At 48.3% G+C, this 25,777-nt stretch carries 21 protein-coding genes; 4 read left to right on the top strand and 17 right to left on the bottom strand.

Annotated elements, in window-relative coordinates; genetic code table 11:
• Positions 1–80: 80 nt before the first annotated feature.
• The 10 genes from B9A32_RS01265 to B9A32_RS01220 all read right to left on the bottom strand — a co-directional run bounded on the left by B9A32_RS01265 (position 81) and on the right by B9A32_RS01220 (position 12,671).
• The gene (locus B9A32_RS01265) at positions 81–887 is read right to left on the bottom strand and encodes a TrmH family RNA methyltransferase (RefSeq protein WP_084066552.1); all 807 of its coding nucleotides are present in this window, start codon (positions 885–887) and stop codon (positions 81–83) included.
• On the bottom strand, positions 884–4,087 hold the full coding sequence (locus B9A32_RS01260; RefSeq protein ID WP_084066551.1) for a response regulator: 3,204 nt from the start codon (positions 4,085–4,087) through the stop codon (positions 884–886). Before B9A32_RS01260 ends, B9A32_RS01265 begins: the two co-directional genes overlap by 4 nt.
• Positions 4,084–5,937 (bottom strand): YgiQ family radical SAM protein, encoded by a 1,854-nt coding sequence (locus tag B9A32_RS01255; protein ID WP_084066550.1) that lies wholly within the window; start codon positions 5,935–5,937, stop codon positions 4,084–4,086. Before B9A32_RS01255 ends, B9A32_RS01260 begins: the two co-directional genes overlap by 4 nt.
• Entirely contained in the window at positions 5,937–6,458 is a 522-nt protein-coding gene (gene yjgA, locus B9A32_RS01250; RefSeq protein ID WP_170923649.1) for a ribosome biogenesis factor YjgA, read from the bottom strand. Before yjgA ends, B9A32_RS01255 begins: the two co-directional genes overlap by 1 nt.
• A gap of 480 nt (positions 6,459–6,938) precedes the next feature.
• Positions 6,939–7,706 carry a phosphoribosylformimino-5-aminoimidazole carboxamide ribotide isomerase gene (gene hisA, locus B9A32_RS01245; protein WP_084066548.1) on the bottom strand — a complete coding sequence of 256 codons (768 nt, stop codon included), beginning with the start codon at positions 7,704–7,706 and terminating at the stop codon, positions 6,939–6,941.
• 5 nt (positions 7,707–7,711) lie between these two features.
• Positions 7,712–8,437, bottom strand: coding sequence for an ABC transporter ATP-binding protein (locus tag B9A32_RS01240; RefSeq protein ID WP_084066547.1), 726 nt, complete (start codon positions 8,435–8,437; stop codon positions 7,712–7,714).
• Complete coding sequence (locus tag B9A32_RS01235) at positions 8,437–9,204, bottom strand: ABC transporter ATP-binding protein (RefSeq protein ID WP_084066546.1); 768 nt, start codon at positions 9,202–9,204, stop codon at positions 8,437–8,439. The genes B9A32_RS01240 and B9A32_RS01235 overlap by 1 nt, the downstream gene beginning before the upstream one ends.
• Before the next feature lie 93 nt (positions 9,205–9,297).
• A complete protein-coding gene (locus B9A32_RS01230; RefSeq protein ID WP_084066545.1) occupies positions 9,298–10,374 on the bottom strand; it encodes a branched-chain amino acid ABC transporter permease in 1,077 nt (358 codons plus the stop codon).
• A 9-nt stretch (positions 10,375–10,383) separates the two neighbouring features.
• The gene (locus B9A32_RS01225) at positions 10,384–11,298 is read right to left on the bottom strand and encodes a branched-chain amino acid ABC transporter permease (protein WP_084066544.1); all 915 of its coding nucleotides are present in this window, start codon (positions 11,296–11,298) and stop codon (positions 10,384–10,386) included.
• A gap of 209 nt (positions 11,299–11,507) precedes the next feature.
• A complete protein-coding gene (locus B9A32_RS01220; protein ID WP_084066543.1) occupies positions 11,508–12,671 on the bottom strand; it encodes an ABC transporter substrate-binding protein in 1,164 nt (387 codons plus the stop codon).
• 689 nt (positions 12,672–13,360) lie between these two features.
• On the opposite strand from B9A32_RS01220, the gene B9A32_RS01215 reads away from it, so the two are divergent.
• The 4 genes from B9A32_RS01215 (at position 13,361) to cobT (ending at position 18,239) form a co-directional block, all read left to right on the top strand.
• Positions 13,361–13,882 (top strand): shikimate kinase, encoded by a 522-nt coding sequence (locus B9A32_RS01215; RefSeq protein WP_084066542.1) that lies wholly within the window; start codon positions 13,361–13,363, stop codon positions 13,880–13,882.
• 409 nt (positions 13,883–14,291) lie between these two features.
• Complete coding sequence (trpD, locus tag B9A32_RS01210; protein ID WP_084066541.1) at positions 14,292–15,395, top strand: anthranilate phosphoribosyltransferase; 1,104 nt, start codon at positions 14,292–14,294, stop codon at positions 15,393–15,395.
• Positions 15,396–15,485: 90 nt separating this feature from the next.
• Positions 15,486–15,695, top strand: a complete 210-nt coding sequence (locus tag B9A32_RS01205; RefSeq protein ID WP_084066540.1) for a hypothetical protein — start codon at positions 15,486–15,488, stop codon at positions 15,693–15,695.
• Positions 15,696–15,989: 294 nt separating this feature from the next.
• On the top strand, positions 15,990–18,239 hold the full coding sequence (gene cobT / locus B9A32_RS01200; protein WP_084066539.1) for a nicotinate-nucleotide--dimethylbenzimidazole phosphoribosyltransferase: 2,250 nt from the start codon (positions 15,990–15,992) through the stop codon (positions 18,237–18,239).
• Here cobT and B9A32_RS01195 read toward each other — a convergent pair.
• The 7 genes from B9A32_RS01195 to B9A32_RS01165 form a co-directional block, all read right to left on the bottom strand.
• Positions 18,236–20,929 carry a PAS domain S-box protein gene (locus B9A32_RS01195; protein ID WP_084066538.1) on the bottom strand — a complete coding sequence of 898 codons (2,694 nt, stop codon included), beginning with the start codon at positions 20,927–20,929 and terminating at the stop codon, positions 18,236–18,238. The genes cobT and B9A32_RS01195 overlap by 4 nt on opposite strands.
• Positions 20,930–20,971: 42 nt before the next feature.
• On the bottom strand, positions 20,972–21,748 hold the full coding sequence (locus B9A32_RS01190; protein ID WP_084066537.1) for a substrate-binding domain-containing protein: 777 nt from the start codon (positions 21,746–21,748) through the stop codon (positions 20,972–20,974).
• Positions 21,749–21,865: 117 nt separating this feature from the next.
• Positions 21,866–22,525 (bottom strand): nitrite/sulfite reductase domain-containing protein, encoded by a 660-nt coding sequence (locus B9A32_RS01185; RefSeq protein ID WP_084066536.1) that lies wholly within the window; start codon positions 22,523–22,525, stop codon positions 21,866–21,868.
• A 115-nt stretch (positions 22,526–22,640) separates the two neighbouring features.
• Positions 22,641–23,192 carry an NUDIX hydrolase gene (locus B9A32_RS01180; protein WP_170923648.1) on the bottom strand — a complete coding sequence of 184 codons (552 nt, stop codon included), beginning with the start codon at positions 23,190–23,192 and terminating at the stop codon, positions 22,641–22,643.
• Between the two features lie 140 nt (positions 23,193–23,332).
• Positions 23,333–23,773, bottom strand: a complete 441-nt coding sequence (locus tag B9A32_RS01175) for an ATP-binding protein (protein ID WP_084066535.1) — start codon at positions 23,771–23,773, stop codon at positions 23,333–23,335.
• 3 nt (positions 23,774–23,776) lie between these two features.
• A complete protein-coding gene (locus B9A32_RS01170) occupies positions 23,777–24,898 on the bottom strand; it encodes a PP2C family protein-serine/threonine phosphatase (RefSeq protein ID WP_232366988.1) in 1,122 nt (373 codons plus the stop codon).
• Positions 24,899–25,301: 403 nt separating this feature from the next.
• On the bottom strand, positions 25,302–25,634 hold the full coding sequence (locus B9A32_RS01165; RefSeq protein ID WP_084066534.1) for an Hpt domain-containing protein: 333 nt from the start codon (positions 25,632–25,634) through the stop codon (positions 25,302–25,304).
• Positions 25,635–25,777 lie beyond the last annotated feature (143 nt).

Below are 25,777 nucleotides of genomic sequence, written 5' to 3'. Positions count from 1 at the left end.
ATTTTTTCGGGTTGGTTTTTGGCAATGGCGTGTGAAATTACGAAATCAATAAAGGGATGTCGTTTTGGGTGTTTTTTTGTTCATCCGGGCCGGTTAAAGAATGCACCGATGTGAAAGACAATCACCGATGCGGCACTGACCACATTGATGGAATTTTTTCGTCCCAGCATGGGGATGTGCACAAAGGCATCGCACACCCGTAATACATGGGAGGAGATACCGTACTCTTCATTGCCAAGAACAATGATCGCTTTTTGGGGCCATGCATATGCAGCATGGGAAGAAGAGTTTTCTGTGGTTTCAATGCCAATGATGGAAAAGCCCTTTTTTTTCATCTCCAGGAGCTCCCCTGCAAGGTCCGGGGTGGTGCAATGGGGCATCCAGGCCGAGGTGCCCATGGAGGTTTTCCGGATGGTGGGGTGGTCTCCTTTGGGGATATTGCCCAGAATAAGGCCTTGAAATCCCCCGGCATCACAGGTACGAAAAATACCCCCCACATTAAAAAGGCTTCGCAGGCCATCCAGGGCCATGTGGTAATGGAAGGCAGGTAGGACGGATTCTTTTTTTTTATCCCCGGTGCGTACATTGGGCAGCAGATCATGGTCCCGGGGAGACAGTCCCATGTGCATGCGATGAAGATGGATGGCATTGGATATGAACTCCATCCATTCCCTTTTTTCCATGACATCCGGGAAGTCCAATGACTCAAATCCCATCCATTTTCTAACAGTGGTGTATTGGTGGGCAATTGAGGTGCATTCCGCCGGGGATACACGGTTGGTGGTTAACCCATGATAAAATGTTGACAGCCATTTAATGATCCAGCGGTGTTTTCCCGTGGGGGAAAGGGTGTGAAATTTTTTTTCTGTGAATGGAAAGTTTGTCATGGTTTTTTTGTTTTGTCTGGCCCATGGGGGGGGCGGCTGGCCGTGGCTTTGATATTACTGTAACGGGTCAGCATGGTTTCAAGATCCTGTTTTTTCATGGGTTTTGCCAGGTAGTCATCCATGCCGTTGGCCAGGAAATGTTCCCGATCTCCTTTCAGGGCGTTGGCGGTCAAGGCAATGATGGGGGTGGGTTTTTTATTGTGCTGAGCTTCGTTTTTCCGAATCAGGGCTGTTGCTTCAAGGCCGTCCATTTCCGGCATATTTATGTCCATGAGAATAATATCCGGCGCCATTTCCAGGTGGGCCGTTACAGCCTCTTTTCCATTCATGGTTTTAATGGGGGTGTGCCCCATTTTGTTGATCATTTTTTCCACAACCATGAGGTTCATTCTATTGTCGTCTGCAATTAAAATTTTTAAATTCCCCCCCCTGGGAGGGGGCGCCTGCCTTCGTTCCCCGGGGTGATCTTCCCGGGTGAAGTTGTACTTTGTCAGCAGTATATCCGGACGTCTTTTGGCCTTTGGATGAAGAAGGGTGCCCAGGCACTTGAGCAGGGCCTCTTTTTTGATGGGTTTGGTAAGGTAGGCATCAAATCCCGCATCTCCGGCTTTTTGGGCATCCCCCCGCATGGCTGCAGAGGTGAGCATCACCAGCACCATGGGATCAAATTGTTTTCTTTGTCGGATGGTGAACCCAAGGTCAATACCGTTCATTCCGGGCATCATGAAATCCACCAATGCCAGATCAATGGGCGTTGGGGGAGGGGAATTTAAAATTTTAAGGCAGGCAGCGGCACAATCGGCTTCAAGGATTTGACAATGATATGGGGCAAGATATTTTTGTATCACCGTGCGGTTGGTTGCATTGTCATCAATGATCAAAACAGTTTTATTTAAAAGGGAAGTGCCAAGAGATGCCTGGTGGGCAGGGTTGAGGGGGGTTGTGCTTTTTCCAAAGGGGATGGTGAACCAGAATGTGGAACCGTGACCCGGGGATGAGGTGACTCCCATCTCTCCATTCATGAGGCCGGTGAGTTGTTTTGAAATGGCAAGCCCCAGGCCGGTGCCACCATATTTTCGGGTGGTGGAGGCATCAGCCTGGGTGAATTTTTCAAACAATTGTCCCACTTTTTCTTTGGAGATGCCAATTCCGGTGTCTTTTACGGTGAATTTCACTGTGGTGGTGTGGTCTGTGATGCTCTCAAGCTTTGCCTGGATCACCACCTCCCCTTTTTCTGTGAATTTAAGGGCATTCCCCCCAAGGTTCATCAATATCTGGCGTAGTCTCCCCGGGTCTCCCTTGACAAAATCGGGGATGTCATTGTCAACCATGCAGATGAATTCAATGCCCTTTTCATTGCTTTTATGGGATAAAATATCGGCAACGCCTTCAATAATCACGGCAAGGTTGCAGTCGATGTGCTCAATGTCAATTTTACCGGCTTCTATTTTGGAAAAGTCCAGGATATCGTTGAGGATCACCAGCAGGGCGTCTGCACTGGTGGAAATGGCCTGGGCATACTCCTTTTGTTCGTGGTTTAAAGGGGTTTCACACAAAAGTTCTCCCATGCCGATGATGCCGTTCATGGGGGTTCTTATTTCATGACTCATGTTTGCCAGAAACTCGCTCCTGGCCCGGGATGCCTGTTCGGCGGCGATTTTGGCCCGTTTCAGCTCTTCTTCTTTTTTCTTTATTTCAGAGATATCAATGATGGCTTTGATGAGCATCTCCTCCCCGTAGAGCCTGGCGGGGATTACCGTGGTGAGTACTGGAATAAATTGTCCGTTTTTCTGCTTAAGAAGCATTTCCTGATTTTCAGGATGAATTCCGGTTCTTTTAATGGGACATCTGGGGGTGGGATCAATGCAGAAATGGTGGTAGCAAGGTTGCCCCAGGGTCTCTTCTTCGGTTTTTCCACAAATGGCAAGGGCTTCTCTGTTGACGCTTTTTATCCGGTGATCACCATCAATGAGGATCATGCCAAAGGGAACCTTTTCAATGATGATTTTCAACGCCTCAATGGAGCTCTGGAGATGTTGACGGCTCTGTTGTACCTGGGTAATCATATCCCTGAAGGCCCGGCACAGCTCCCTTATTTCCCCTGCCCCCCGGGGAGTGATGGGGTGATTGTAATTTCCCCGGGAGATCTGGGTCGCGGCCCGGGACAGATCCAGAAGAGGTTCTGTGAGCCTCCGTGAAAGAACCATTACCACCAGAAGGGTGATAAGGGAGATCAGAAGGCCCAACAGGGCTTGGGTGCGCATCTGTTTATCAGCATTTTTTGTGGCTGCTGTAAAGGGTATTCTCAGGCCAATGGACCAGATGCTTTCTGAGTTTTTGAAATGGATGGGAATGTGGGTGCCGATCTCTTTTTTACCTTGAATTATCATGGTGATGATCTGGGATTGACCTATTTTTTCGGTGCCATGCAAGGGACTGGGCTCAATGTGTTGCGCTTCAAGGGGCATGGCTTGGTTACCTTGAATCGAAGCGGTTTTTAACTGCCACACAAGGGCTCCGCTGTCGGTGAAAAGATCCATCTGGGAGATCTCTTTTGCCAGGGAAAAATTGTTCAAGTTATCGATGATGGGTTTGCATATCTCTTTGATGGAAAGCTCCACACAGGTGGTGCCCTGGAATTTTTTGTGCCGGAACACCGGGGTTACAATGGCGCACAACAGGGTGTCCGTCATTTCCGATGGATCGCGATAGGGGGTTGAAATAATGGTCTTAGCTGATATTTTGGCCTGCATGGCACTTTTCATGACCTCGGGAATCTGGGACGGGTCAAAAAATGTGCTGCTGGTTTCCCCTGTGGGGGTGGTTTGCCAGAATTGAATGAGTTCATCGTTGAGACGTCGGGTGTCTTTTTTGGCGGAAGGGATGATGAAAATGCTTTTAATACCGGCGATGTGACTGTTTTTTAAAATATTGTTGAGAAAAATAGTTTTTTGCCATTGGTGGTGGGTGGCGGCGATGTACTGGGCAAGGATGTGGTTCAGTTGAATGGCATCCTGTATTTTTTCATGGATTTCCTGGCTGTTCTTTTTTAGAAAAAGCCGGGTTTCCTGCTGGCTGTTTAACAGTGTGGTTTCACGGATTTTCCAGGTGGCTGTGGCCGTGATCATTCCAATGGATAAAGAAACAATCAAAAAGGCTGACAGCGCAAGTTTTGTGCGTATGGAATGAAATAGGGTCATGATCTTTTGTTTCCCGGACTGGAGGCACGATCTCTTCTTTTGCCATGGCAGTGGGGGGCACACCGGTTGTTTATCTTTTTATGGCAGGGTTTGGAGCCTGCTGCTTTTCCATGACGTTTTGGGGCGGTTTTTCCAAAACCTGTGATCATTTGTTTTTGTTTCTCTTTTTCCGGGACATTTTTTTCCACAAAAATTTTTTCCATGGAAAAGGGATTAAAGCCTGTGACGTACATTAAGGTGGCATAGGTGGAAGGGGTGGGGGTGAAAATCTGGACCTGTTCGGGGTGTATGCCAAGCTCTTTTTGCACAAATTGTCGCAGAGCGCCCATGTCTTTTTTTTGGCAACCCGGGTGGGCAGCCATGAAGTAGTAGGTGAGAAATTGTTTTTTATCTGCCTTTTTGGACAGGGTGTCAAAGCGGTTTTTAAACGCCACAAGGGCTTTTGTTTCACCGGGTTTGCCCATGAGTTCAAGAACGCCTTTTTCCGTGTGTTCCGGTGCAATTTTCATCTGACCGGACACATGATCCTTAACAATTTGTCCAAGGTATTGCTGTCCGTGTTTTTTATCTGCCAGGATCAGATCATACCTGATACCCGACGCCACAAATACTTTTTTAACACCCTTTACAGCCTTGATGCGTTTTAAAAGAGATATCTGGTTGGCATGGTCGGGCATAAGACTGTTGCAGGTGGCTGGGAAAAGACAGCGTTTGTCCCGGCAGGGGCCCTTTGTTCGTTTCTTTTTGCATTCAAACCCATACATGTTGGCTGTGGGGCCTCCCACATCGGAGATGTTGCCTTTGAATTTGGGGTGGGCTGTCATTTTTTCCACCTCTTTCACAATGGCATCCTGGCTTCGCCAGCGCACCGTACGTCCTTCATGGAGGGCAATGGCGCAGAAATTACATTCACCATAACATCCCCGATGGGTGGAAACAGAAAAACGGATGGTGTCCAGGGCTTTTACATGTCCCATTTTTTCATAATAGGGATGAAGCTCCCTTTCAAAGTCAAGGTCGTGGATGCGGTCCATCTCTGCCGTGTCCGGCACCGGCCAGGGGGGATTTTGCACCAGATATCTGGCATCCTGTTTCTGGATAATCCCTGTGGCAGTGAGCGCATCATTGTTTTGGTAAAAATCATGGAAGCTCTGGATAAAGGCTTTTGGATCTTTTTTAACCCTATCAAAGGATGGCAGTTCTTTATAGCCGGGTACAGGGGTTCTGGAAATATGGCAAAGCCCTTTTATTTTAGATATGTCCCGTTGAAGTGTGTCCGGGCAGGGGGCTTTATCATGGCGATGAAGGGCTTTGGCCAGGGCCATTACACTGTTTTCTCCCATGCCGTAGATGAGATAATCTGCTTTGGCATCAAAAAGGATGGAGCGCCTGATTTTATTGCTCCAAAAATCATAGTGGGCCACCCGGCGCAGGCTTGCTTCCATGCCCCCCAGGACAATGGGGCAGGTTCCTTTAAAATAGTGTTTAATTAGATTGGTGTAGGCAATGACGGCCCGGTCCGGGCGGCGGTTGTTGATGCCGCCGGGGGTGTAATCGTCTTTTTTTCTTCGCTTTTTTGTGGCAGTGTAGTTGGATACCATGGAATCCACGGCCCCGGCGGTGATACCCCAGAAAAGTTTTGGTTCCCCCAGGCGAGTAATATCCCCGGGTGAATCCATGTCCGGCTGGGCAATGATTCCCACTTTAAACCCCATTTTTGTAAGGGTTTTGCCAATGACGGCAGCCCCGATAAAGGCAGAATCAATGTAACTGTCACCGGTTACAATGATCACATCCAGCTGTCTCCAGCCCCGTTCCCTGCACTCTTTTTTTGTGGTGGGCAGAAACATCAGTGGGCAGGCTCCCCGGTGTCTTCCATGACCTCACGGATATACCGAAACAATGTCCGGGATGCCTTGGTTCTTTTTTTTTCATCCCTGGCATTTGCAGCATTGCGGATGAGCTGCCCCAGCCGCTGGCGATCTGTGTGGGGAAAGGCGCTTATAAAATCTTTCGGTGTGTGTTCTTTGCTGTCCGAGGATATCAGGTGATCCCGCCAGGCTTCCATTTTCTGGAATTGATGGGCCGCCTTTGCCCTGTCCAGGGAAAGATGCTCCACGGCCATTTGTATGGGTTCCGGATCAAGGTTGCGCATCAAAGAACCGATATACTGGAGCTGACGCCTTCTGGAGCCGTGTTTTGTCATGGCCTTGGCCTCCAGTACAGCCGTTTTCAGCTCCCCGGGAATATCCAGGCTTTTGAGCTCTTTTTCCGGAAGTTCCACCAGGGCCACGCCAATTTTTTGAAGGGCCTCGGCGTTTTTTTTCTTTTTGGTTCTGCTTGGGGCATCCATGCTATCGGTTGTTTCCATTTTGATATATATATCCTTGGACATTGGTGTTTTTTTTGTATGAAAAAGCAGGTACTGGGTGTTCATTGCAACTACTTTTTCATTGTTCGTTGTGGTTGGTGGTTACAGCCATGTATGTTTTATATAAAAATACTCCGCAAATCCGGGGAGTATTTCAACTTTTGTTGTGGGCGGAACGGGATCAGAATACGGTCCGCCTGTGGCGGTTATTAGAAAATAAAATTTCCGAGTAACCTCAGCAGAGCCGGCCCCCCGATGGGCAATAGGAACCGGACAATTGAGCTGTCTACAGTTCCGGTCCGGGCCCATTGCCCATCGGGGGGGCGGCGGTATAATACCATTTGGCTCCGCGTCTACGACCCTATATTTGCTGTGTGGGCAGGACATGCCCGTTTTATATGAAACATCCCGCAAATCAGGGATGTATTTCAAGCTTTATTGTGGGTGGAATCGGATCAAAATACGGCCTGCCTGTGGCAGTTATTCAGCACAGGCATTGTGCCATGCCACCACATCGGCATAGGGTATGCTGCCCCCAAAAATATCAAGGGCACTGCCAATGGTGAGATCCACCCGGTTTTTGCCCAGTTTTTTTACCCGCTCAAGATCGGAAAATTCACCGGCTCCCCCGGCATAGGTGGCTGGGATGGGGGAATATTTCCCCAGTATCTCAACAAGTTCGGTTTGTATGCCTGCCATTTTCCCCTCCACGTCCACCCCGTGGATGAGAAATTCATCACAGTGGGCTGAAAGATCGGCAAGGGTTTTTTCGGTGACAGGCACACGGGTAAAGGTCTGCCAGCGGTCGGTGACAATAAAGAACTGTCCGTCCTTTTTCCTACAGCTCAGATCCAGCACCAGGCGTTTTTTTCCCACTTTTTTTACCAGGGTGTCAAGTTTGTCCATGTCAAGTTTCCCCCTGGAAAAAACATGGGAAGTGACAATGACATGGCTGGCCCCGGCATCAAGGTAGTCAAAGGCATTGTCCGGGGTAATGCCGCCCCCCATGTGCAGTCCTCCGGGGAAGGCCTTAAGGGCGGATATGGCGGCATCATGGTTTCCTGGGCCCAGTGCAATCACATGTCCCCCGTGGAGTCGGTCTTTTTTGTATAATTGTGCAAAGGCCCCCGGGGTTTTTTCGGTTTCAAAATTGGTGACAGGGGCCTTATCCTGATCATCATTAAGGGTTCCCCCCACAATTTGAACCACTTTGCCGTTTTTCAAGTCAATACAGGGTCTGAATTTCATAGGTTTTATCCACCCAGGTATGCTTTTTTAACATCCGGGTTGTTTAGAAGGTCTTTGGCTGAGCCCCGGGCCACAATTTCTCCGGTGTCCAGGACATATCCCCGGTGGGCAAACTTCAGGGCAAGGTTGGCATTCTGTTCAATGAGCAGGATGGTCATTCCCTCTTCATTGAGCTTTTTCAACACCCTGAACATATCATACATAAGAAGGGGAGACAATCCCATGGAGGGTTCATCCAACAGAATAAAATCACAGGCCGTCATAATGGCCCGGCTCACCGAAAGCATCTGCTGTTCGCCGCCGCTCAGGGTTTCGCTCCGTTGATATCGCCGTTCTGCCATTTTGGGAAACAGATCATAGACCCGTTCATAATCCTTTTTTCTGGCCGCATCATCCTTTCGGGAATAGGTGGCAAGTTTCAGGTTCTCTTCCACGGTGAGGTTTCCAAAAATATGACGTCCTTCCGGGGCCAGGGCAATGTGATAGTCTGCCACAATGGAGTGGGCCGACACATTGAGAATGCTTTTTCCATCGTAAAGGATATCCCCTCCGCTCACCTTGGAGCCCTCGGGAGGGGGCACCCGGGTGATGGCGTGGAGGGTGGTGGTTTTGCCCGCCCCGTTGGAGCCGATGAGGGTGACTATTTCACCCTTGTCCACAGTGAAGGAGATGCCGTGCAGGGCTTCGATATTGCCGTATTTAACATATAAATTTTTGATTTCAAGTAACATCAGATATTATCATCCCCCAGATATGCTTTAATAACCGCCGGATTGCTCTGGATCTCTTCGGGGGTGCCCTGGGCAATGGTTTTCCCGAAATCAATCACCTGTATCCATGAGCAAAGAGACATGACCACAGCCATTTGATGCTCTATCATCCAGATGGCAATATTAAACTCCTTGTGAATCCAGGCAATGAGCTTTATCAGATCCTGGACATCTGCTGAATTCAGTCCGGCTGCCGGTTCATCCAACAGCAGCAGATCCGGTTTAACAGACAAGGCCCTGGCAATTTCAATTTTTCGCTGGACCCCATAGGGCAGGTTCCCAGGCCTTTCATCTTTAAATTGAATAAGATCAAGTTGTTCCAGAAGATCCATGGCAATGGTGCGCATGCGGTGCTCATTGTCCACATATCGTTTGTTTCGCAAAAAAGAATCAAGCAAGGTGTAGCCAAGGTTGTGGTGCTGGGAAATAAGAATATTGTCCAAAAGGGACATGTCATGCCACAGACGAATATTCTGGAAGGTTCTGGCAATACCCATGCCTGTCACCACGTGGGGTTTAAGGCCGTTGATGGGTTTGTCTTTAAAAATAATGTTGCCCCGGGTGGGGGTGTAAAAACCTGACACAATATTAAAAACAGTGGTTTTCCCGGCACCGTTGGGGCCGATAAGTCCCATGAGTTCATTACCCTGGAAATGTGTTGAAAAATCAGATACAGCGGTTAACCCTCCGAATTTCTGGGTTAGACCCTCTATTTTAAGTAAAGACATAAATCATCTCTCCGTTGAAAAATTCCCAAGATGCGTGGTTCCGCTTGAGTGCTTAATGGGCTGTTTACCATGTTTTTTGCCATGCCGCGGCGGCTATTTAAAAACATAGAATCGCTTGAGTTTTGGAAAAAAATCAGACAGCTCCCTGTTTCCCATGATGCCTTCGGGTCTGAATTGCATGAGAATCACCAGGATCAGGGGAATAATTACCCATTTTAATACCTGGCTTAAATGAAAGGTGTCCGGGATCAAGGGAAGATAGTGGATCAGGGTATCGGCTGCCGGGATGATGAACCGTAATCCTTCAATGAGCAGGGTAAAGAGGATGGCCGCAATGATGGAACCGCTCAGGGAACCCATGCCGCCCATGTACACCATGACCAGACATTCCGTGGATTTTAAAATACCAAAGGAGTTGGGGTTGATGTATCCTAATATGTGGGCAAATAAACCTCCGGCAACACCGGCAAGGCCCGAGGAGAGCATAAAGGCCACAAGTTTCATCTTATCGGTGTTGACACTCATGATTTCTGCGGCGATTTCATCCTGGTGGATGGCAATAATACCCTTGCCATAGGTGGAGGTGACAAAGCGCCGGATGATGAAGACGGTGAGATAGGTAAAGGTAAACACCCATATGAGCATCCAGGGGATAAAGACAATGTCTTCCATGGCAAATATAATTTGTTTCATTCCCATGAGCCCCCGGGCACCCCCCACAATATCCATGTTGATGAAAAGGCTGACAATGATGAAATTGGCGGCAAGGGTGATGATGGCCAGATAATCGTCCCTTGTTTTAAAAGAGGGCACCGCCACAATAAGCCCGGTAATGGCAGCGGCAATACCGCCCAGTATCAGCGTCACCGGAAAGAAGTACAGCGCAAGGTCCGGGGAAAGCAATGGAGGGCCAAAGGCCTTGCTTTTGGTAAACAGCATGAGGTTTAGCACCGAGGTGACATAGGCTCCCACGGCCATGAATCCGGCGTGGCCACAGGCAAATTCTCCCATGTAGCCGTTGATGATGTTAAAACTGGAAGACAAAATGATATTAACGCCCACAAACATGATCACCGTTTGTATGTAAAGATCCAGCAGCTCAAAATGGGCTGCCAGCACAGTTCCCACGGCAATGAGGGCCAGCAGAAGGGGTATGGATAACTTTTTCATGTGAGAACCCTATATTTTGGTTGATTTTGCAATGCCGAAAAGGCCGGTGGGTTTTACCACCAGAATCATCAGAAGAATGGAAAAGGCAATGAGATCCCTGAAGGTGGAGGGAAACACCGCCACAGCCATGATTTCCACAATCCCCAATAAAAATCCGCCCACAAAGGCCCCTTTTATATCTCCGATGCCTCCCACCACGGCGGCAATAAAGGCCTTCCACCCAATGAGTGCCCCCATGAACGGGTCCAGCACCGGGTAGGACATGGCAAAGAGAATACCGGCAAGCCCGGCCAGGGATGAGCCCAGGACAAAGGTGACCACAATGATGGTGTCTATGGGAATGCCCATGAGGGGAATGGCAAATTTATCATAGGAGATGGCCCGCATGGCCATGCCGATTTTGGTTTTTGTGATAAAGGCATTGAGGATGAAAAAGACAATGATGGAGGAGAGTACCACCCCGATTTTCAGGTTGGTCATGCTGATGGGACCGAATTGATAGACCACCTTGTCTATGAGTTCGGGAAAACTTTTCCGGCTGGCCCCGAGAAAGGCAAGGTTGCCGTTTTCCAGAATCAAGCCGCACATCAGGGCGGTGATCACCACGTAGAGTCGGTTGGCACCCTTGCGTCGCAGGGGGCGGTAGGCAATACGTTCCAGGGTCACCCCGCAGATGGAGGTGAGAATCATGGTTAAGGGGATGACAAGGACAAGGGTGGTGCTGCCGGAGAGGGCCAGGTCTCCTTTAAAAAAGAAGATCGAAAGGAAAAAGGCAATATAAGCCCCCACCATGAAAATATCTCCATGGGCAAAGTTGATCAATCGGAGCACTCCGTAAACCAGGGTGTACCCCAGGGCGATGAGGGAGTAAAAACTGCCCCATTGCAGTGCATTGAATAGGTTTTGAAAGATACTGTCAAACACGGGAATATCCTTTTTTTATAACTGCCGTGGGCAGACCGTATTCTGATTGGGTTCCGCCCACAACAAAGTTAGAAATACTCCCCGGGGTTGCGGAGTATTTCATATAAAAACCGCCACGGGCAAAATCGGATTAAGGAACGGTCCGCCGTGCAGTTATAAAAATAGGCAAGCCCCCCCGGAGTCTTTAGTTCGGGGAATTACCCCAATTTTTATGGACAGACAGACTCCGTGAATTCAAATTCACCTGTGTCACTTATTTTAACCACAACAGCACATTTGATGGGATCTCCCTGCTCATCAAATTTCATGTTGCCGGTGATGCCCTTTACTTCTGTGATGGCGCTGATACCATTTTTGAGATTTTTACGATCTTTTCTAAGGTTACCGGTGACTTTCCCGGCATTCTGGATGCCTGCCAGAACCACATTAATGGCATCCCAGGTCAGGGCTGCCACATCTGCAGGCTGGTATCCGTACAGTTTGGTATACTTGTCAATGAATTCCTTGGTGGCACCGGTGGCACCGGCGGCGGCATAATGGGTGGAAAAATAGTGGCCTTTACAGTCATCCCCGCAAAGGGTCATGAGTTCGGAATTCCCCCAGGCATCAGCCCCCATGAAAGGGCCGTTCCAGCCAAGGTCATGGGCCTGTTTTACAATGAGGGCCACTTCGTTGTAATTGTTGGGCAGAAAGATAAAATCGGGTTTTGCAGCAAGGATTTTGGTGAGCTGGGCACTGAAATCCTGGTCTTTATCCCCATAGGTTTCAAAGGCAACCACAGCCCCTTCTCCCATTTTTTTATTAAAGTCTGCCTGGAAGATTTCAGCAAGGTTTTTACTGTAATCATTGGCAAGGGCATAGAGAACGGCAGCTTTTTTTGCATTAAAGGTTTTAATGGCAAAATCCGTGGCCACAGGTCCCTGGAAGGGATCAAGAAAGGCCGCTCGAAACACCCATGGACGGTCTTTGGTGGTGTCGGGGTTGGTGGACCAGGGGGAGATCATGGGGGTGCGGTTGTCGTTGCACACCTGCCCTGCCGGCACGGCCTGTTTACTGGAGTTTGGTCCCACAATGGCAAGGACCTTGTCCCGCTCAATTAATTTTAATGCTGCGGTTACGGCTGATTCAGCCTTGGATTCATTGTCTTCGTAGACAAACTCCAGCATGTATTTTTCGCCACCCACTTCAAGACCGCCATTGCCATTAATTTCGTTCAACAGCATTTCTCCGGCGTACTTGGATTCTTCACCCACCTTGGGAATCTCTCCTGTGAGGGGAATATTAAATCCAATTTTAATGGTTTGACCAAATACCATGGGTACACAGGCAAACATGACAGCCACAACACATAAAGAACTGAAAATCTTTTTCACAAACAGTCTCCCTTAGTTAATGGTTTGAAATATTTTGAAAAAATGATGTATGCGCGATATGTCCACGGTGCGCAGTAAATTAATGACATCATGTCCAGGAAGAAGAATTTTCCATTGAACAGTCCTGTACACAGAAATTAATGTTTACACAGGGTATGACATATCCCGGGCATACGGGCTCAAAAACTTGCTGTCCATTGTGAAACGTCATCAAGCAGTGGAGATTAACAGAATCACTTTGGTTGCATAATGCAAGCTGGAAAGTTAGAAAATTAGCACCAAAAATAGATAAGGGCAAGTAAAAATGGCTTGACTAAAGCCTTAAATAATAAATATTATAACAACTTTTGTGTTGTCGGTATCCCCCCTTGGAGTAAAGCCGGGCCGTGGGTTGGATATCACAGCTTTTTTAATGATATTGTCCACTGATTCCGGTCAGATGAGGTTTGAATTAACTCAAAGGCTCAACTTTCGGTGTTCGCATTTCGTGGTGGGGTCAGGCTTTCGTTATTGACATTATCGAGGCTTTTTTCGTTGGCAAAGGCCTTGGTCGATAACATCAATAACAAAAGCCTGACCCCGTCGGCACACTGAGCCCATGGGTACATTTTAAAATGCTGGCTTTGAAATGAAGCCCGAAAGTTGAGTCAAAGGTTTGTCTTTAAAGGCAATGGGGAGTTTTGCAGATAATGGAAACTAAAAAGAATATAATTTTAACAGGTTTCATGGGAACAGGAAAGACAACCGTGGGTAAACTTGTGGCACAGGCCCTGGAATACGAATTTGTGGACACCGACATTGAAATCATGAATCGCCATCATTGCACCATTGAAGAAATTTTTGAAACCCGGGGAGAATCTGCTTTTCGATCCATGGAAGCCGAACTTGCCCGGGAACTTTCCCACCGGCAGGGTCTGGTGATTTCCACCGGGGGGAAAATGATGCTGGATAAGGCCAATAAGGATATCCTGGAAAAGAGCGGTGCTGTTTTTTGTCTTGTGGCAGATCCTGTTGCGATCATGCATCGGGTTTCCGGAGATACCGGGGTCAAAAGGCCCTTGCTCCAGAATGCCCACGGCATGGAGACGCTTACGGCCCTTTTGGCGGAACGTAAAAAAGGATATGGGCAATATCACCAGGTGGACACCACGTCAAAATCCCCCGGGGAGGTTGCCCGGGCGCTCATGGCACTGTTCCATAAATGCCCATAAGGGTGTAAAAATATCATTTCCTATCTTTGTTGCGGGCCAAAATAAGGCTATGGCGGCCACAACGAATACAGAAAATGGAATTATGCCGTCCCCCCGAGGGGCAATGGGCCCGGCCGGAACTGTAGACAGCTCAATTGGCCGGTTCCTATTGCCCCTCGGGGGGCTCTGCTGAGGTTGCCCGGAAGTTTTTTTGTTAACAAAAAAATATGGGGCTTGGTCATAACATCGGCCATTTTGTGATAAAATTTTGGCGGTAAAAATTAATATTTGTAATTACAAAACCTTGTAGCTAATAAAATATTATCTCATGTATAGTGGTCCAGCTTATGATCAACCCCAAAATATGTAAATCGCAAATGGGGGACCCCATGATTTTATATTTTTTCAGGAGTAAGAATAAACAGTGAATATGCAGGAATTGGCGTTAAATAAAGAATTTGGTGGGTTGATTACCCGCCTTATTCGAAGGGAAAATCTGGACAGAGACGAGGCCAACAAGGCCTTTGAGCACATATTAAATGATGACGTCACTGCCATGCACCAGGGGGCCTTTCTGGCGGCCCTCACCGCCAAGGGGGAAACAGCCCACGAAGTGGCGGGCAGCTGGGAGGCGATCTATGAACTGGACACAAACAAGGTTAGTTTAAACGGATCAAACCCGGTTGTGGAGAACAGCGGTACGGGCATGGATACGTTTAAGACTTTTAATATCAGCACGGCCGCTTCCATCATTGCCGCTTCCGGAGGTATCCGCATGGCACGCCACGGTGCCCGGGCCATCACCTCCCGGTGCGGCACCGTGGATCTGGCAGAAGCGCTGGGTGTGGATGTGGAGTGCCATGTGGATGTGGTGGCCAAAAGCATTGAAACCGCAGGATTGGGACTGTTCAACGGCATGAGTCCCCTGATTCATCCCATGGCCCTTGGCAGAATTCTTTCACAGATCTCCTTTGGCTCCACCCTTAATATTGCAGCCTCCCTTGCCAATCCTGTCATGCCGGATCGTGCCGTCCGGGGGGTGTATGCAAAGGAGATGATTCTTCCTGTGGTTGAGGTGATGAAGGCCATTGGATTTAAACGTGCCCTGGTGCTCCATGGAGGAATCAACAGGTCTGACAAGGGAATGGATGAAGCCTCGGTGTGCGGCACCACCTGGTGTGCAGAACTCATGGAAAATGGTGATATTTCTCAGTTTCAGTTTTTGCCTGGGGACTTTTCCCTGGAATGCCATGATCCTGTGGATTTGGCCCCAGAGGTAGATATTATCAATGAACCGGCCCGTTTTGTGGCGCTTATTCGGGGCAGGGAAAAAGGTGCCCGGTATGATGCTGCCATTTTAAATGCGGCTTTGATTTTTTATGTGGCCGGTAAGGTTGACACCATTGCTGCCGGCATTGAAGCTGCCGCAAAGGCACTGGACGGCAATGGTGCATTTGAGACCCTGGAAAACTGGGTCTCTTCCCAGAACAGCGAGCCTGAGCAGGGATTGAAAAAACTTGATACGCTTTTATAGGTGCCATGGGTAAAAAGCATTCTAAGCTTGGTCACCCATAACGAAAAATAGAAATGGTATGATCCGCCCCCGACGGGCAATGGAGACCCCATGGAGACACAATTGTTGATTATCAAAAACGGCAATGATTATATCCGGGTGAAAGAGGACCACTTCCTTGTATGTGGACTTGACAAGGCCTCTGTTTTTCCCATGAATAAACTTGAAATTGTTAAAGCCCATGTGGTGGCCATGGAAAAAGAGCATGGATGGCAGGGGCGCATTCATCGCCTGATTCTTCGGGAAGAGCCCTTGGCATAGGGGATATTTTTAATAACCGCCACGGGCGGACCGTATTATACCGCCGCCCCCCCCGACGGGCAATGGGCCCGGACCGGAACTGTAGACAGCTCAATTGTCCGGTTCCTATTGCCCGTCGAGGGGGCGGCTCTGCCTTAGCTTGCCTTGGAGGCTGCATTGTATATAACTGCCATGGGCAGACCGTATTCTGGCCTCGGTCTGCCCACGACAAAACTTGAAATACACCCCTGATGTGCGGAGTATTTCATATAAAAAAAGTTGCTGTTCATTGCAGGCGGATAAAAGAGGGTTTATATGAAAAAACTGGTATTGGCAGGCTTGAAACGCCTTGAGTACGTGGATACCCCGGAGGATGATTTTTTAACAGATGATTCTGTGTTCAAGGTGCGCTGCTGCGCCGTGTGCAGAACCGATGCAAAGATGTGGGCCCAGGGACACCGGGACCTCTCCCTGCCCCGGGTACCGGGCCATGAAATGGTGGTGGTTGACCGTGGGGGCCATCGCTTTGCCGTGTGGCCGGGAAAGAGCTGTGGCCATTGCCGGTATTGCCGTGGGGGCCGGGAAAATTTGTGTGAAGAGATGAAAATCATGGGCTTTCACACCCATGGGGGGTTTGCCGAAGAGGTGGTGGTCCCTGCATCAAGCCTGGTACCGCTGCCCGGGGAGCTTTCCGACCCCATTGCCTGTTTTGCCGAACCTGTGGGGTGTGTATTTAATCTTCTGGATAAACTGGGAAGTATCAGGGATGATCGGGTGATCATTTACGGCGGCGGCACCATGGGGCTTGTGGCGGCCCTGGTTTTTAAAGATGCCGGGGCAAAGGTGCTTGTCGTTGAAAAAAGTGAAGAAAAACGATCCAGGATCGCCCCTTTTCTGGAGGCCACGGCTATTTCCTGTCTCAAGGACACTGTGGAGAGTGAATTTGATGTGGTGGTGAATGCCTGCGCTGATTTCATTGCCTTCAGCCTTGGTATTGTCAAGGCGGGAAAGGGGAGCAGGATCTGTTTTTTCAGCGGCATCACCAAAAATGAAACCATTGAAAGCAATCTTTTAAACCTTATCCATTACAAAGAGGCTGTGGTGTCCGGGGCCTATGGCTTGACCCGGAAAAACATGGTGGACGGGGTGCCTTTCATGGAAAAATATCAGCATTTTCTGGAATTGCTGGTGGAGGCCTGTGTATCCCCTGTTGCCGTTGCCGGACTCATGCAGCAGGTGGTGGATGGCAAAGCCTTGAAATATATCATTGACTTTACCGGTGATTATCTGGAGGAGTTTTCTGTCTTGCAGGGGGGGGGATCAGGGAATGGATCCCCCATTGATGCAGAAAAAAACGTTGTTGCCCATGGGATCAAAAACGGGAATTACACGGGTGCCCATGGCCAGAGCACATCCGGCTGTGTCATGGCAAGGTCCCTGGATAGTTCCGGGGGAACATCGGAAAAAATATCCGGTAATATATCCACTGAAACGGCCCTGCCCGGTGAGGGGTTTTGCCGGGATCTCATTAAAAGCATTTCACCTGTGGATATGGCAATGGCGGCCCGGGTCCAGGAAAAAATTGATAATAAAACAAAACCATTAGGTGCCCTTGGTACCCTTGAACAACTGGCTTTTCAAATGAGCATGATCCAGCAGAATTTGAATCCCTGCATCCATCGAAAGGCTCTTTTTGTTTTTGCCGGGGACCATGGTATCACCGAAGAGGGGGTGTCTGCCTATCCCCGGGAAGTGACCCGGCAGATGGTGAAAAATTTTCTGGATGGCGGGGCTGCCATCAATGTGTTGTGCCGCCATCATCACATTGACATGAAAATTGTGGACATGGGCGTGGATGGAGACTTTGATTCCCATCCTGATCTCATTGTCAAAAAGGTCCGCCGGGGTACCCGGAACTTTGCCCTGGAACCTGCCATGACCCGGCAGGAGATGTTCACGGCCCTGGGACATGGCATGTCTGTGTTTCTGGAGAGCCATGATAACACTCCCGTGGACATTGTGGGGGTGGGGGAGATGGGCATTGGCAATACCACCTCAGCCTCGGCCATCATTGCCACCGTCTGCGGTATTACCCCTGCCCAGGCAACAGGGCGGGGAACCGGTGTGGACAATAAAGGGTTGATCCATAAAACCGAAGTCATTGAAAAGGTCCTGGCATTTCAGCAGCCCAACCCCGCAGACGGCCTGGAAATTCTGGAAAAGGTGGGGGGCTATGAAATTGCCGGCATTGCCGGGGCTGTACTTGCCGCCGCCTCCCGGGAATGTGCCGTGGTGCTGGATGGGGTGATCTCCACTGCAGCGGGCCTTGTGGCCTGTGTGATTAACCCTGATATCCGGGGATATCTTATTTCCGGTCATAAATCCGTTGAAGTGGCCCAGAAATCGGCCCTGGAATACATGGATATCACCTCTGTCATTGATTTTAAAATGCGCCTTGGGGAGGGCACCGGTGCGGCCCTGACCATGGACACCGCAGAAGCTGCCTGTAAAATTATGTGCGAGATGGCCTCTTTTGATGATGCCGGGGTGGCAGGGAAACTTTAAAATATATCGGGAAAGATGGATTGTATTTTTTCCTGGAAGGCCTCCCGCTTAAGGGGTTTGGACAGATAGTCGTTACAGCCTGCCTTGATGTATTTTTCCCGATCCCCCACAATGGCATTGGCAGTGAGGGCAATGACGATAATATTTTTCAGTTCCGGTGTGTTGCGGATGGCGGCAATGGTTTCCATGCCGTCCATAACCGGCATGTGCATGTCCAGAAGAACCAGGTCATAGCGACTGATTCCCAGCATGGTCATGGCCACCGCACCGTTTTCTGCACTGTCGTGCTCAATGTGCATGCGTTTGAGCATGGCGGTTACGATTTTTAAATTAAAGGCGTTGTCCTCCACCACCAGTACCCGGATCTTTTTTTTTGCCAGAAACGGCTGTTTTTTATCTTGCACGGGGTCGGGTGATTCTGTGTTTTTCGATTCCGGTGTGGCCAGGGGCAGGTGGATGGAAAAGCAAGAGCCTTTATCCGGTTCACTTGAAACCTCAATGCGTCCCCCCATTAATTTTACCAGGGATGAAGAGATGGCAAGCCCCAGACCTGTGCCGCCATATTTTCTCACCGTAGAGCTGTCTGCCTGGCGAAAGGATTCAAAAATATGGTTGATACTCTTCTTTGGGATGCCCACCCCGGAATCTTCCACCTGGAGGAAAAAGTGGGTGTCGCGATGGTCTGCATGGATCCGTATGGAGCCATTTTGGGTAAATTTAATGGCATTTCCCAGCAGGTTGATCAGTATCTGCTGAACCCTGAGTTCATCCCCCAGGGCATATTCCGGCATATCTTCCCTGATATCCAGGACAAGCTCCAGTGATTTTTCTTTTGCTTTAAATACAAAAAGACTGTGCACTTGATTTAGCAACGCTTTCATGGAAAACGGCAGATTTGCCAACTCAATTTTTCCTGCCTCTATTTTTGAGAAATCAAGGATATCGTTAATTAGCTGTAGCAGGTTATGGGCAGATTCTGAAATAATTTTGAGTTTTTCTTTTTTATCCTCCCCGGACTCTTCGGACAACAGCAGGTCGGTGAACCCCATGATGGCATTCATGGGGGTTCGGATTTCATGACTCATGGTGGCCAGAAATTCAGATTTGGCTTTGTTGGCGGTTTCTGCTGCAGTTTTTGCTTCAATCATTGCCGTTTCTGCCTGTTTTCGTGCGGATAGGTCCATGAAGGCTTCCAGCAGTACCCGTTTTCCCTTGAGCTTTATGGGGATGACGCTTTTTAGAATGGGAATGGTGGTACCGTCTTTTTTAATGGCATATTTTTCTTCCAGAATTAGCTTTGATTTTTTGCCTTCAAAAATGGGACATTCACCTGATTTTAGAGTGCAATAATTACCATGGCATACCCGGTTTTTCAAAAAATGTTCTGCTTCATTGGGGGCATACCCCAGTATCTGTTCTGCCTCGGCATTGATCTGGAGAATTTCTTTGTCTGTATTTACAATGACAATACCCACGGGCAGGTTGGAAAAAATTTCTTCAAACACCTCATTGGCTTCTTCATAGGATTTCAAGAGGTTTATTTTTTCCGTCATATCTTCTTTAATGGCCAGAAACTGATTGATGCTGCCGTCTTCATCGTACAGGGGGATGATGGTGGCACTTTCCCAGAAAAGTTCTCCGTTTTTTCTGCGGTTCTGAATTTCCCGGTTCCATATTTGTCCGGAAAGGAGGGTCTGCCACATCTCCCGGTAAAACGCGTTGTCATACTGTCCGGATTTCATGATCCGGGTGGATTGGCCAATGGCCTCTTTTGCTGAGTAGCCCGTGCTTTTTTCAAAGGCATGATTAACATACTCAATTATGCCGTTTTTATCGGTGATGATAAAGGTAAGCGGGCTTAATTTTATGGCTGATAAGAGCTGTTTGTTTTTATCTTCGGCAATTTTTCGCTGGTTTAAAATGCGCATGATTCTGAATAAGATCAAAACCATCATGGTGATGACAAAGATTTGGATTAAAACAAAGAAAATATTTCTGATTTTCTGGAAATTTTGTTTCTGCTGATTTCTTTCCTGGATGAGCCTGGCCAGGGTGTGGCTGGTGTCATGGCTTATTTTATTGGCATTTTCCCGGCAGCGGCGGAACAGGGGATCTGCCTCCAGTGCTGTTATGGCAATGCCGTTTTCAAGGCTTGTGTCGGTTGTGGGCTGGTCCAAGGTATCCAGCAGCAGCGTTGTGACGGTTAAAAGAATTTTTTCCAGCTGGGCAAGTTTGGGTGAAATATTAATGACCTCAACAGCCATTTCTCCGGGGGTGTCCCGGGTGTATGAGATGGTTTCCTGGAACAGATCTGTGCGGTTGAGGTTAAGTTGCATGGTTTCAATGAACATTCCTCCCCTTTGAAGGATTATCAGCATTTTTTTAAGTGACGCAATGTGTTTTTGGGATTGCAGGGCGATCTCTTTGATGGCATGGGGGTTTCTGGAAAGTAGCATTTGTCTGAAGTTCAATTCCAGAAGTATAATTTTCTGTTGGATCAACTCCCCTATTTTTTGTTTGGCCCGCTGGTTCTCAACAATCTTATTCTGGCTTTCCAATTTACTTAATAAAAGGTTTTCCACCATGATCTGTGCCGTGGAGCTCAGAATCAGGATGGCCATAAAATAGATGAGTAACCGGGTAATGGGTTCTGAAAAAATAAGTTTCACAACAGGATGTTTATGTTGCATAGCTGGATATCCGATGCCGAAAAGCGGTGATGGGGAACCTGATTAAAAATGCAATCCATATTTTTTAAAAATGGCCCGGCCCTGTGGAGATGCTGCCAGGGCCATGAATTTACGGGCAATTTCGGGGTGCTTAGAAAATTTTAAAAGACCCAGAATTAAGGATTTTGGTTTTGCATGGCGTGGATCAATGTCAATGGTGTCCATGAATTTTGCGTTTTCCTCCCAGGTGGATACGGCATACCAGTTGATGACCATATCGGCTTTTTTCTCTCTTAAGGCCCGGGCCAGATCCTTGGAATCGGTGGTCAGATGCATGGTGTTGGCCAGGACTTTTTCGTAGATGCCCTTGTTGGTGAAGATGTTTCGGGTCTCCTTGCCAATACTGCCACTGGTGGCATTGCCGATGATCACAGCATATTCCGATCGGGTGAAATTCTCAAGGTCGGATGAAATTTGCCTGGGATTTCCCTTCTGCACCATGATGGCAGCCCGGTTTTTTCCCACCGGAACCTGATCCACAATGAGGCCCGGGTGATCTGTTTTGATGGTCTGGTAATACCGCTCTGAGCCGGGCAGGTATAAATCGCCCTTCTGGTTAAACACAATGGATTTTAAAAGATTTCCTGACCCCCCCTTGGTGATGAGGATGTTGATGTTTTCTTTGGATTCAATGATTTCGGCAATGTCCATCATGGGTTTGATCATTGTAATACCGCAAAATATGAGCATGGTCGGGGTGGGTGTGGGGGGCTTTTCAGACGGACATGCCGGCAGGATGATTCCGCAAAAAAGTAAAAAAAGCGCTGTTATTTTTTTCATGGCATAGCTTCCTGTGGCATTTGTTTTCTCCCCTTAGAGAAAAGACCCTGCCCATGACGGCAGGGCAGGGATTTTCCGGATGTCAAAATTGATTGAACGGAGGCAATACCTGGATTGTCAGGCAAGAATGGCATCTTTCATGGTGTCCAGCCCCAGGCGGTCGATCATTTTACCGATGCGTTCACCTTTTTTGCCGTTTTCCTTGTAAAATGCTACGATTTTTTCAATGAGATCCAGGGCCGTGTCAGAGTCCAGCTCCTGGGCAAAAACTTCGGCAAGGCGGGGACGGGAGGCACCGTTGCCTCCCACCATGAGGGTCCAGCCTGATTTTTTGCCCATGAGGGAGATGTCTTTGATGCAGTTTTCAGCGCACTGATTGGTGCAGCCGCTTACCCCCATCTTGGTTTTGCTGGGCAGCTCCATGCCGTGGTAGATTTCATCCAGTTTCATGCCCATGCCCAGGCTGTCCTGCTGGGCCAGTTTGCAAAAAGTGGTGCCGGGACAGGCTTTGATGCTTCTGACGCACAGCCCCACGGCATGCCCAAGATGCAGAGAAAGGTCTTTCCAGGCATTGTCTATGTCTTCTTCTTTAAGGCCCACCATGGCAATGCGGGAGGCGCTGGTGAGTTTTAACGCCTGGGCTTCATATTTATCTGCAACATCGGCAATGGTTCTGAGCTGTTGAGGGGTGATGACCCCGCAGGGGATGTGGGGGGCAATGGCATAGGTCTTTTTGTCACGCTGGGGCACAACACCCTTTTCTCCAAGTTTAAGCATGGTATAAATCCTTTTTTATTAATGTATTTGATTCAAGAAGCAAGTAATGTAACGCTGGTATACTAACCAAAAATTACTTGCACTGTCAAGGGCAGACGTGGTTGCCTTGGCCTTGTCATCCATGGGGTAAAGGGGCTTCCATGGTTTTTATTTCAAAGGAATGGGAACCCCGGTGTTTTTCGGAAAAAAAGTCTTTCAGGGTTTTGTGGATCACAGAAAAGGCAATGTTATCCCAGGGGATTTCTTCTTTTTGGAACAATTGCACATGGGTGCTTTCCGGTGTGGGACCAAATTCCCTTGAGGTGAGTTCGGCCCTGAACATCATGTAAATCTGGTTGACATGGGGAATGTTGAACAGTCGGCAGGGACCGGTGATATTCACCATGCCCCGTGTCTCTTCCAGGGTTTCCCTTGCGGCCCCGGCTTCCATGGTTTCACCGTTTTCAAGATATCCCGCAGGCAGGGTCCATTTTCCCTTTCCCGGCTCAATGTTTCGTTTGCACATGAGGATCTTATCCCCCCATTGGGGAATACAGCCCACCACCACTTTGGGGTTAAGATAATGTATGAAGCCACATTGTGTACAGATGGCTCTCATGTGGTCATCGCCGTGGGGGATGCCTTGTTTCATGTTGCCGCCGCAGTTGCTGCAGAATTTAATTTCCATTGTTTTCCTCTATGCTGATACACTTTGATTGAAATTTGATTACTGTTTTTTACTTTTTTAAATATGAAATATTTCGCAGATCCGGGGTGTATTTCAAGCTTTGGGCAGGCCAAGGCCGGAATAAGGTCTGCCCGTGGCAGTTATTCAACCGTGAGTTGCTTGTGGATGGTGAGATGATTGCCCTTGGCATTGTATTTTACCAGGGAGCAATATTGCCGGATGATGAAGATTCCCCTGCCGCTTTCGGCAAAATTCTCAGGCAGATCGTATCCTTTTTTTTGCCATTTAAATCCTTCCCCCTGGTCTTCTATTTCCATGAGGATGGCATCCGGTGGACACGCCCTTATGGAAAAATGAACCAGTTTATCAAGGGCAAAGGCATTTCCGTGTTTCACCGCATTCATAAGGCCCTCACGCATGAGCAGGTTGATCTCAAAATCATGTTCAAAGTCACTGATCTTTTGGTGCAAAAACTCAAGGGCATGGCCGCATGCCTTGTCCACATTATCCAATGTGGAGTTAAAGGTGATGGCCAGACGGTCTCCTCTGCGTGTCATGGTAAAAGTGGTGTCACTTTGCATGGATTACACCTCTATGCTGAGCAGTAAAATATCATCCTCCGGAGGGCCTGAATTGTTGAAGATTGTCTGAACCAGCCGGCGGGACATCTCTTTAATGGGCAATGGGGGTGCCTTTTTAAACATGGGCAGAAGGGTGTCTGCCCCACGGCACCAGGTGATTTTGTTTTTTACGGATTCAACCAGGCCGTCGGTGTACATGAACAGCCTGTCTCCGGGGTGAACTTTGAACTGCATCATGCCAAAGGTGGCATCGGTGAACATTCCCAGAATATCGCCATCGGTTTTCACAAGATGGGGGGCTCCGGATACCGGAAGCAGTATCACCGGCAGATGACCGGCATTGATGATGGTGGCAATGCCTGTTATACGGTTGATAAGAAGATAGCAGGCCGTGAGGTATTTTTCTTCGGGGAGCAGTTCCACCAGCACGTCGTTGATGATTTTCATGCTTTCCACAGGCTTATATACGGGGATGAAGTTCTGGGTGAGCAGGGCCTTGAGGGAATAGGTCATATAGCTGGTTTCAATGCCATGACCGGAAAAATCTGCAACAAAATACCCCTTGATATCCTTTGCAACGTCAATGATATCGTAGAAATCCCCACCGGCTTCTTCCATGGTTTTATAAAAAACGCCAAAGGTGGCATCGGGGTGTGCTTCCGGTGTGGGTAACAGTGATGCCTGGGCCTGGGTGATCTGGCGCAATCGGCCTGCCTGGGCCGTGATCAATGAGTTGGAGGCAATGGAGAGCTTAAGGTGCAGTTGAATCCTTGCAATGACCTCCTGGGGATGAAAAGGTTTGGTGATGTAATCCACGGCACCCAGCTGAAAACCCTTGAGCTTTGACTTCACTGAATGGGATGCCGTTAAAAAAATTACGGGAATGGCGGTGGTTATAAAATTTTTTTTCAGGGCACGGATGACATCAAAACCGGTTTCACCGGGCATGGTAATGTCCAGAAGGATGAGGCTGGGGTGCTGCTCCACGGCCAGCTTTCTGCCTTCAGGGCCGTTATCTGCACAAAGAACCCGGTACCCTTCCTTGGAAAGGGCCTTTTCAATAATCTTGAGATTAAGGGGATGATCATCAATGGCCAGGATGGTCATGGGGTGTGTGGTAAACATGTTAAAAATCCGGTGATGCAGATGTGAAAATGTTGAATAACCGCCACGGGCGAACCGTATTTTAATCCGGCCCTGACCACAACGAAGTAAATATTCGGTTTGGTAATTTATAGAAAAAACCTCCCAATGCAGGCGCGGCTGTTATCATAAACTCAACTTTCGGTGTTCGCATTTCGTGGTGGGGTCAGGCTTTCGTTATTGACATTATCGAGGTTTTTTCGTTGGCAAAGGCCTTGGTCGATAACATCAATAACAAAAGCCTGACCCCGTCGGCACTGAGCCCATCGGTACATTTAAAAATGCCGGCTTTGAAATGAAGCCCGAAGGTTGAGTCATAAATTTAAAGCACAATGATATCATGCCACCCAGGCCACACCCCGTTGGAACAGGAAAGGGACATTTTTCAGCTGGAAAGGGCACTGGAAATGGTCTGCAATTGTGTTTTTATGGTCATGACATGGGAAGTGAGTTCATTTATCTGTTGAGAACGTGCTGAATTTTCTATTGTTTCAGCGCAATTTGAAAGTTCCGTGAATCCCAGATTCCCGGCAGCGCCTTTGATGGAATGGGCTGCGTCCTTTACCTTGTCAGGGTCGTTTTCTTTAATTCCCTGTTCAAGGTTTTCCAGATCTGTGAGTGAAACAGTAATTAATAACTGGGCCACTTCCTTGAACTCATCTTCGTCAAAGCCCAGATTTGAGGCCATGGTGCTGAAATCAATATTTTCTTCAGTCATTTAGTCTATTCCTATGCCTGGTATGAGTGGATAAACCTTAATAAGGATGTTAAAAATGATGAATCTTATTTCTTCTTTAAGATTTTTAAGGTAATTTCATTAAAAAAAAAGTAAATATTCGGCAAACGTGACGGCTGGTCTGC

The sequence above is a fragment of the Desulfocicer vacuolatum DSM 3385 genome, from assembly GCF_900176365.1.
GTDB classification, from domain to species: domain Bacteria; phylum Desulfobacterota; class Desulfobacteria; order Desulfobacterales; family Desulfobacteraceae; genus Desulfocicer; species Desulfocicer vacuolatum.
The sequence above is the reverse complement of the archived record's forward strand: the minus strand, read 5'-3'. Positions and strand labels throughout refer to the sequence as shown.

Coding starts and splice junctions, on each gene's coding strand:
- B9A32_RS01265 (WP_084066552.1), bottom strand. CDS start 887: ATGACAAACTTTCCATTCACAGAAAAAAAATTTCACACCCTTTCCCCC.
- B9A32_RS01260 (WP_084066551.1), bottom strand. CDS start 4,087: ATGACCCTATTTCATTCCATACGCACAAAACTTGCGCTGTCAGCCTTT.
- B9A32_RS01255 (WP_084066550.1), bottom strand. CDS start 5,937: ATGTTTCTGCCCACCACAAAAAAAGAGTGCAGGGAACGGGGCTGGAGA.
- yjgA (WP_170923649.1), bottom strand. CDS start 6,458: ATGGAAACAACCGATAGCATGGATGCCCCAAGCAGAACCAAAAAGAAA.
- hisA (WP_084066548.1), bottom strand. CDS start 7,706: ATGAAATTCAGACCCTGTATTGACTTGAAAAACGGCAAAGTGGTTCAA.
- B9A32_RS01240 (WP_084066547.1), bottom strand. CDS start 8,437: ATGTTACTTGAAATCAAAAATTTATATGTTAAATACGGCAATATCGAA.
- B9A32_RS01235 (WP_084066546.1), bottom strand. CDS start 9,204: ATGTCTTTACTTAAAATAGAGGGTCTAACCCAGAAATTCGGAGGGTTA.
- B9A32_RS01230 (WP_084066545.1), bottom strand. CDS start 10,374: ATGAAAAAGTTATCCATACCCCTTCTGCTGGCCCTCATTGCCGTGGGA.
- B9A32_RS01215 (WP_084066542.1), top strand. CDS start 13,361: ATGGAAACTAAAAAGAATATAATTTTAACAGGTTTCATGGGAACAGGA.
- trpD (WP_084066541.1), top strand. CDS start 14,292: ATGCAGGAATTGGCGTTAAATAAAGAATTTGGTGGGTTGATTACCCGC.
- B9A32_RS01205 (WP_084066540.1), top strand. CDS start 15,486: ATGGAGACACAATTGTTGATTATCAAAAACGGCAATGATTATATCCGG.
- cobT (WP_084066539.1), top strand. CDS start 15,990: ATGAAAAAACTGGTATTGGCAGGCTTGAAACGCCTTGAGTACGTGGAT.
- B9A32_RS01195 (WP_084066538.1), bottom strand. CDS start 20,929: ATGCAACATAAACATCCTGTTGTGAAACTTATTTTTTCAGAACCCATT.
- B9A32_RS01190 (WP_084066537.1), bottom strand. CDS start 21,748: ATGAAAAAAATAACAGCGCTTTTTTTACTTTTTTGCGGAATCATCCTG.
- B9A32_RS01185 (WP_084066536.1), bottom strand. CDS start 22,525: ATGCTTAAACTTGGAGAAAAGGGTGTTGTGCCCCAGCGTGACAAAAAG.
- B9A32_RS01180 (WP_170923648.1), bottom strand. CDS start 23,192: ATGGAAATTAAATTCTGCAGCAACTGCGGCGGCAACATGAAACAAGGC.
- B9A32_RS01175 (WP_084066535.1), bottom strand. CDS start 23,773: ATGCAAAGTGACACCACTTTTACCATGACACGCAGAGGAGACCGTCTG.
- B9A32_RS01170 (WP_232366988.1), bottom strand. CDS start 24,898: ATGTTTACCACACACCCCATGACCATCCTGGCCATTGATGATCATCCC.
- B9A32_RS01165 (WP_084066534.1), bottom strand. CDS start 25,634: ATGACTGAAGAAAATATTGATTTCAGCACCATGGCCTCAAATCTGGGC.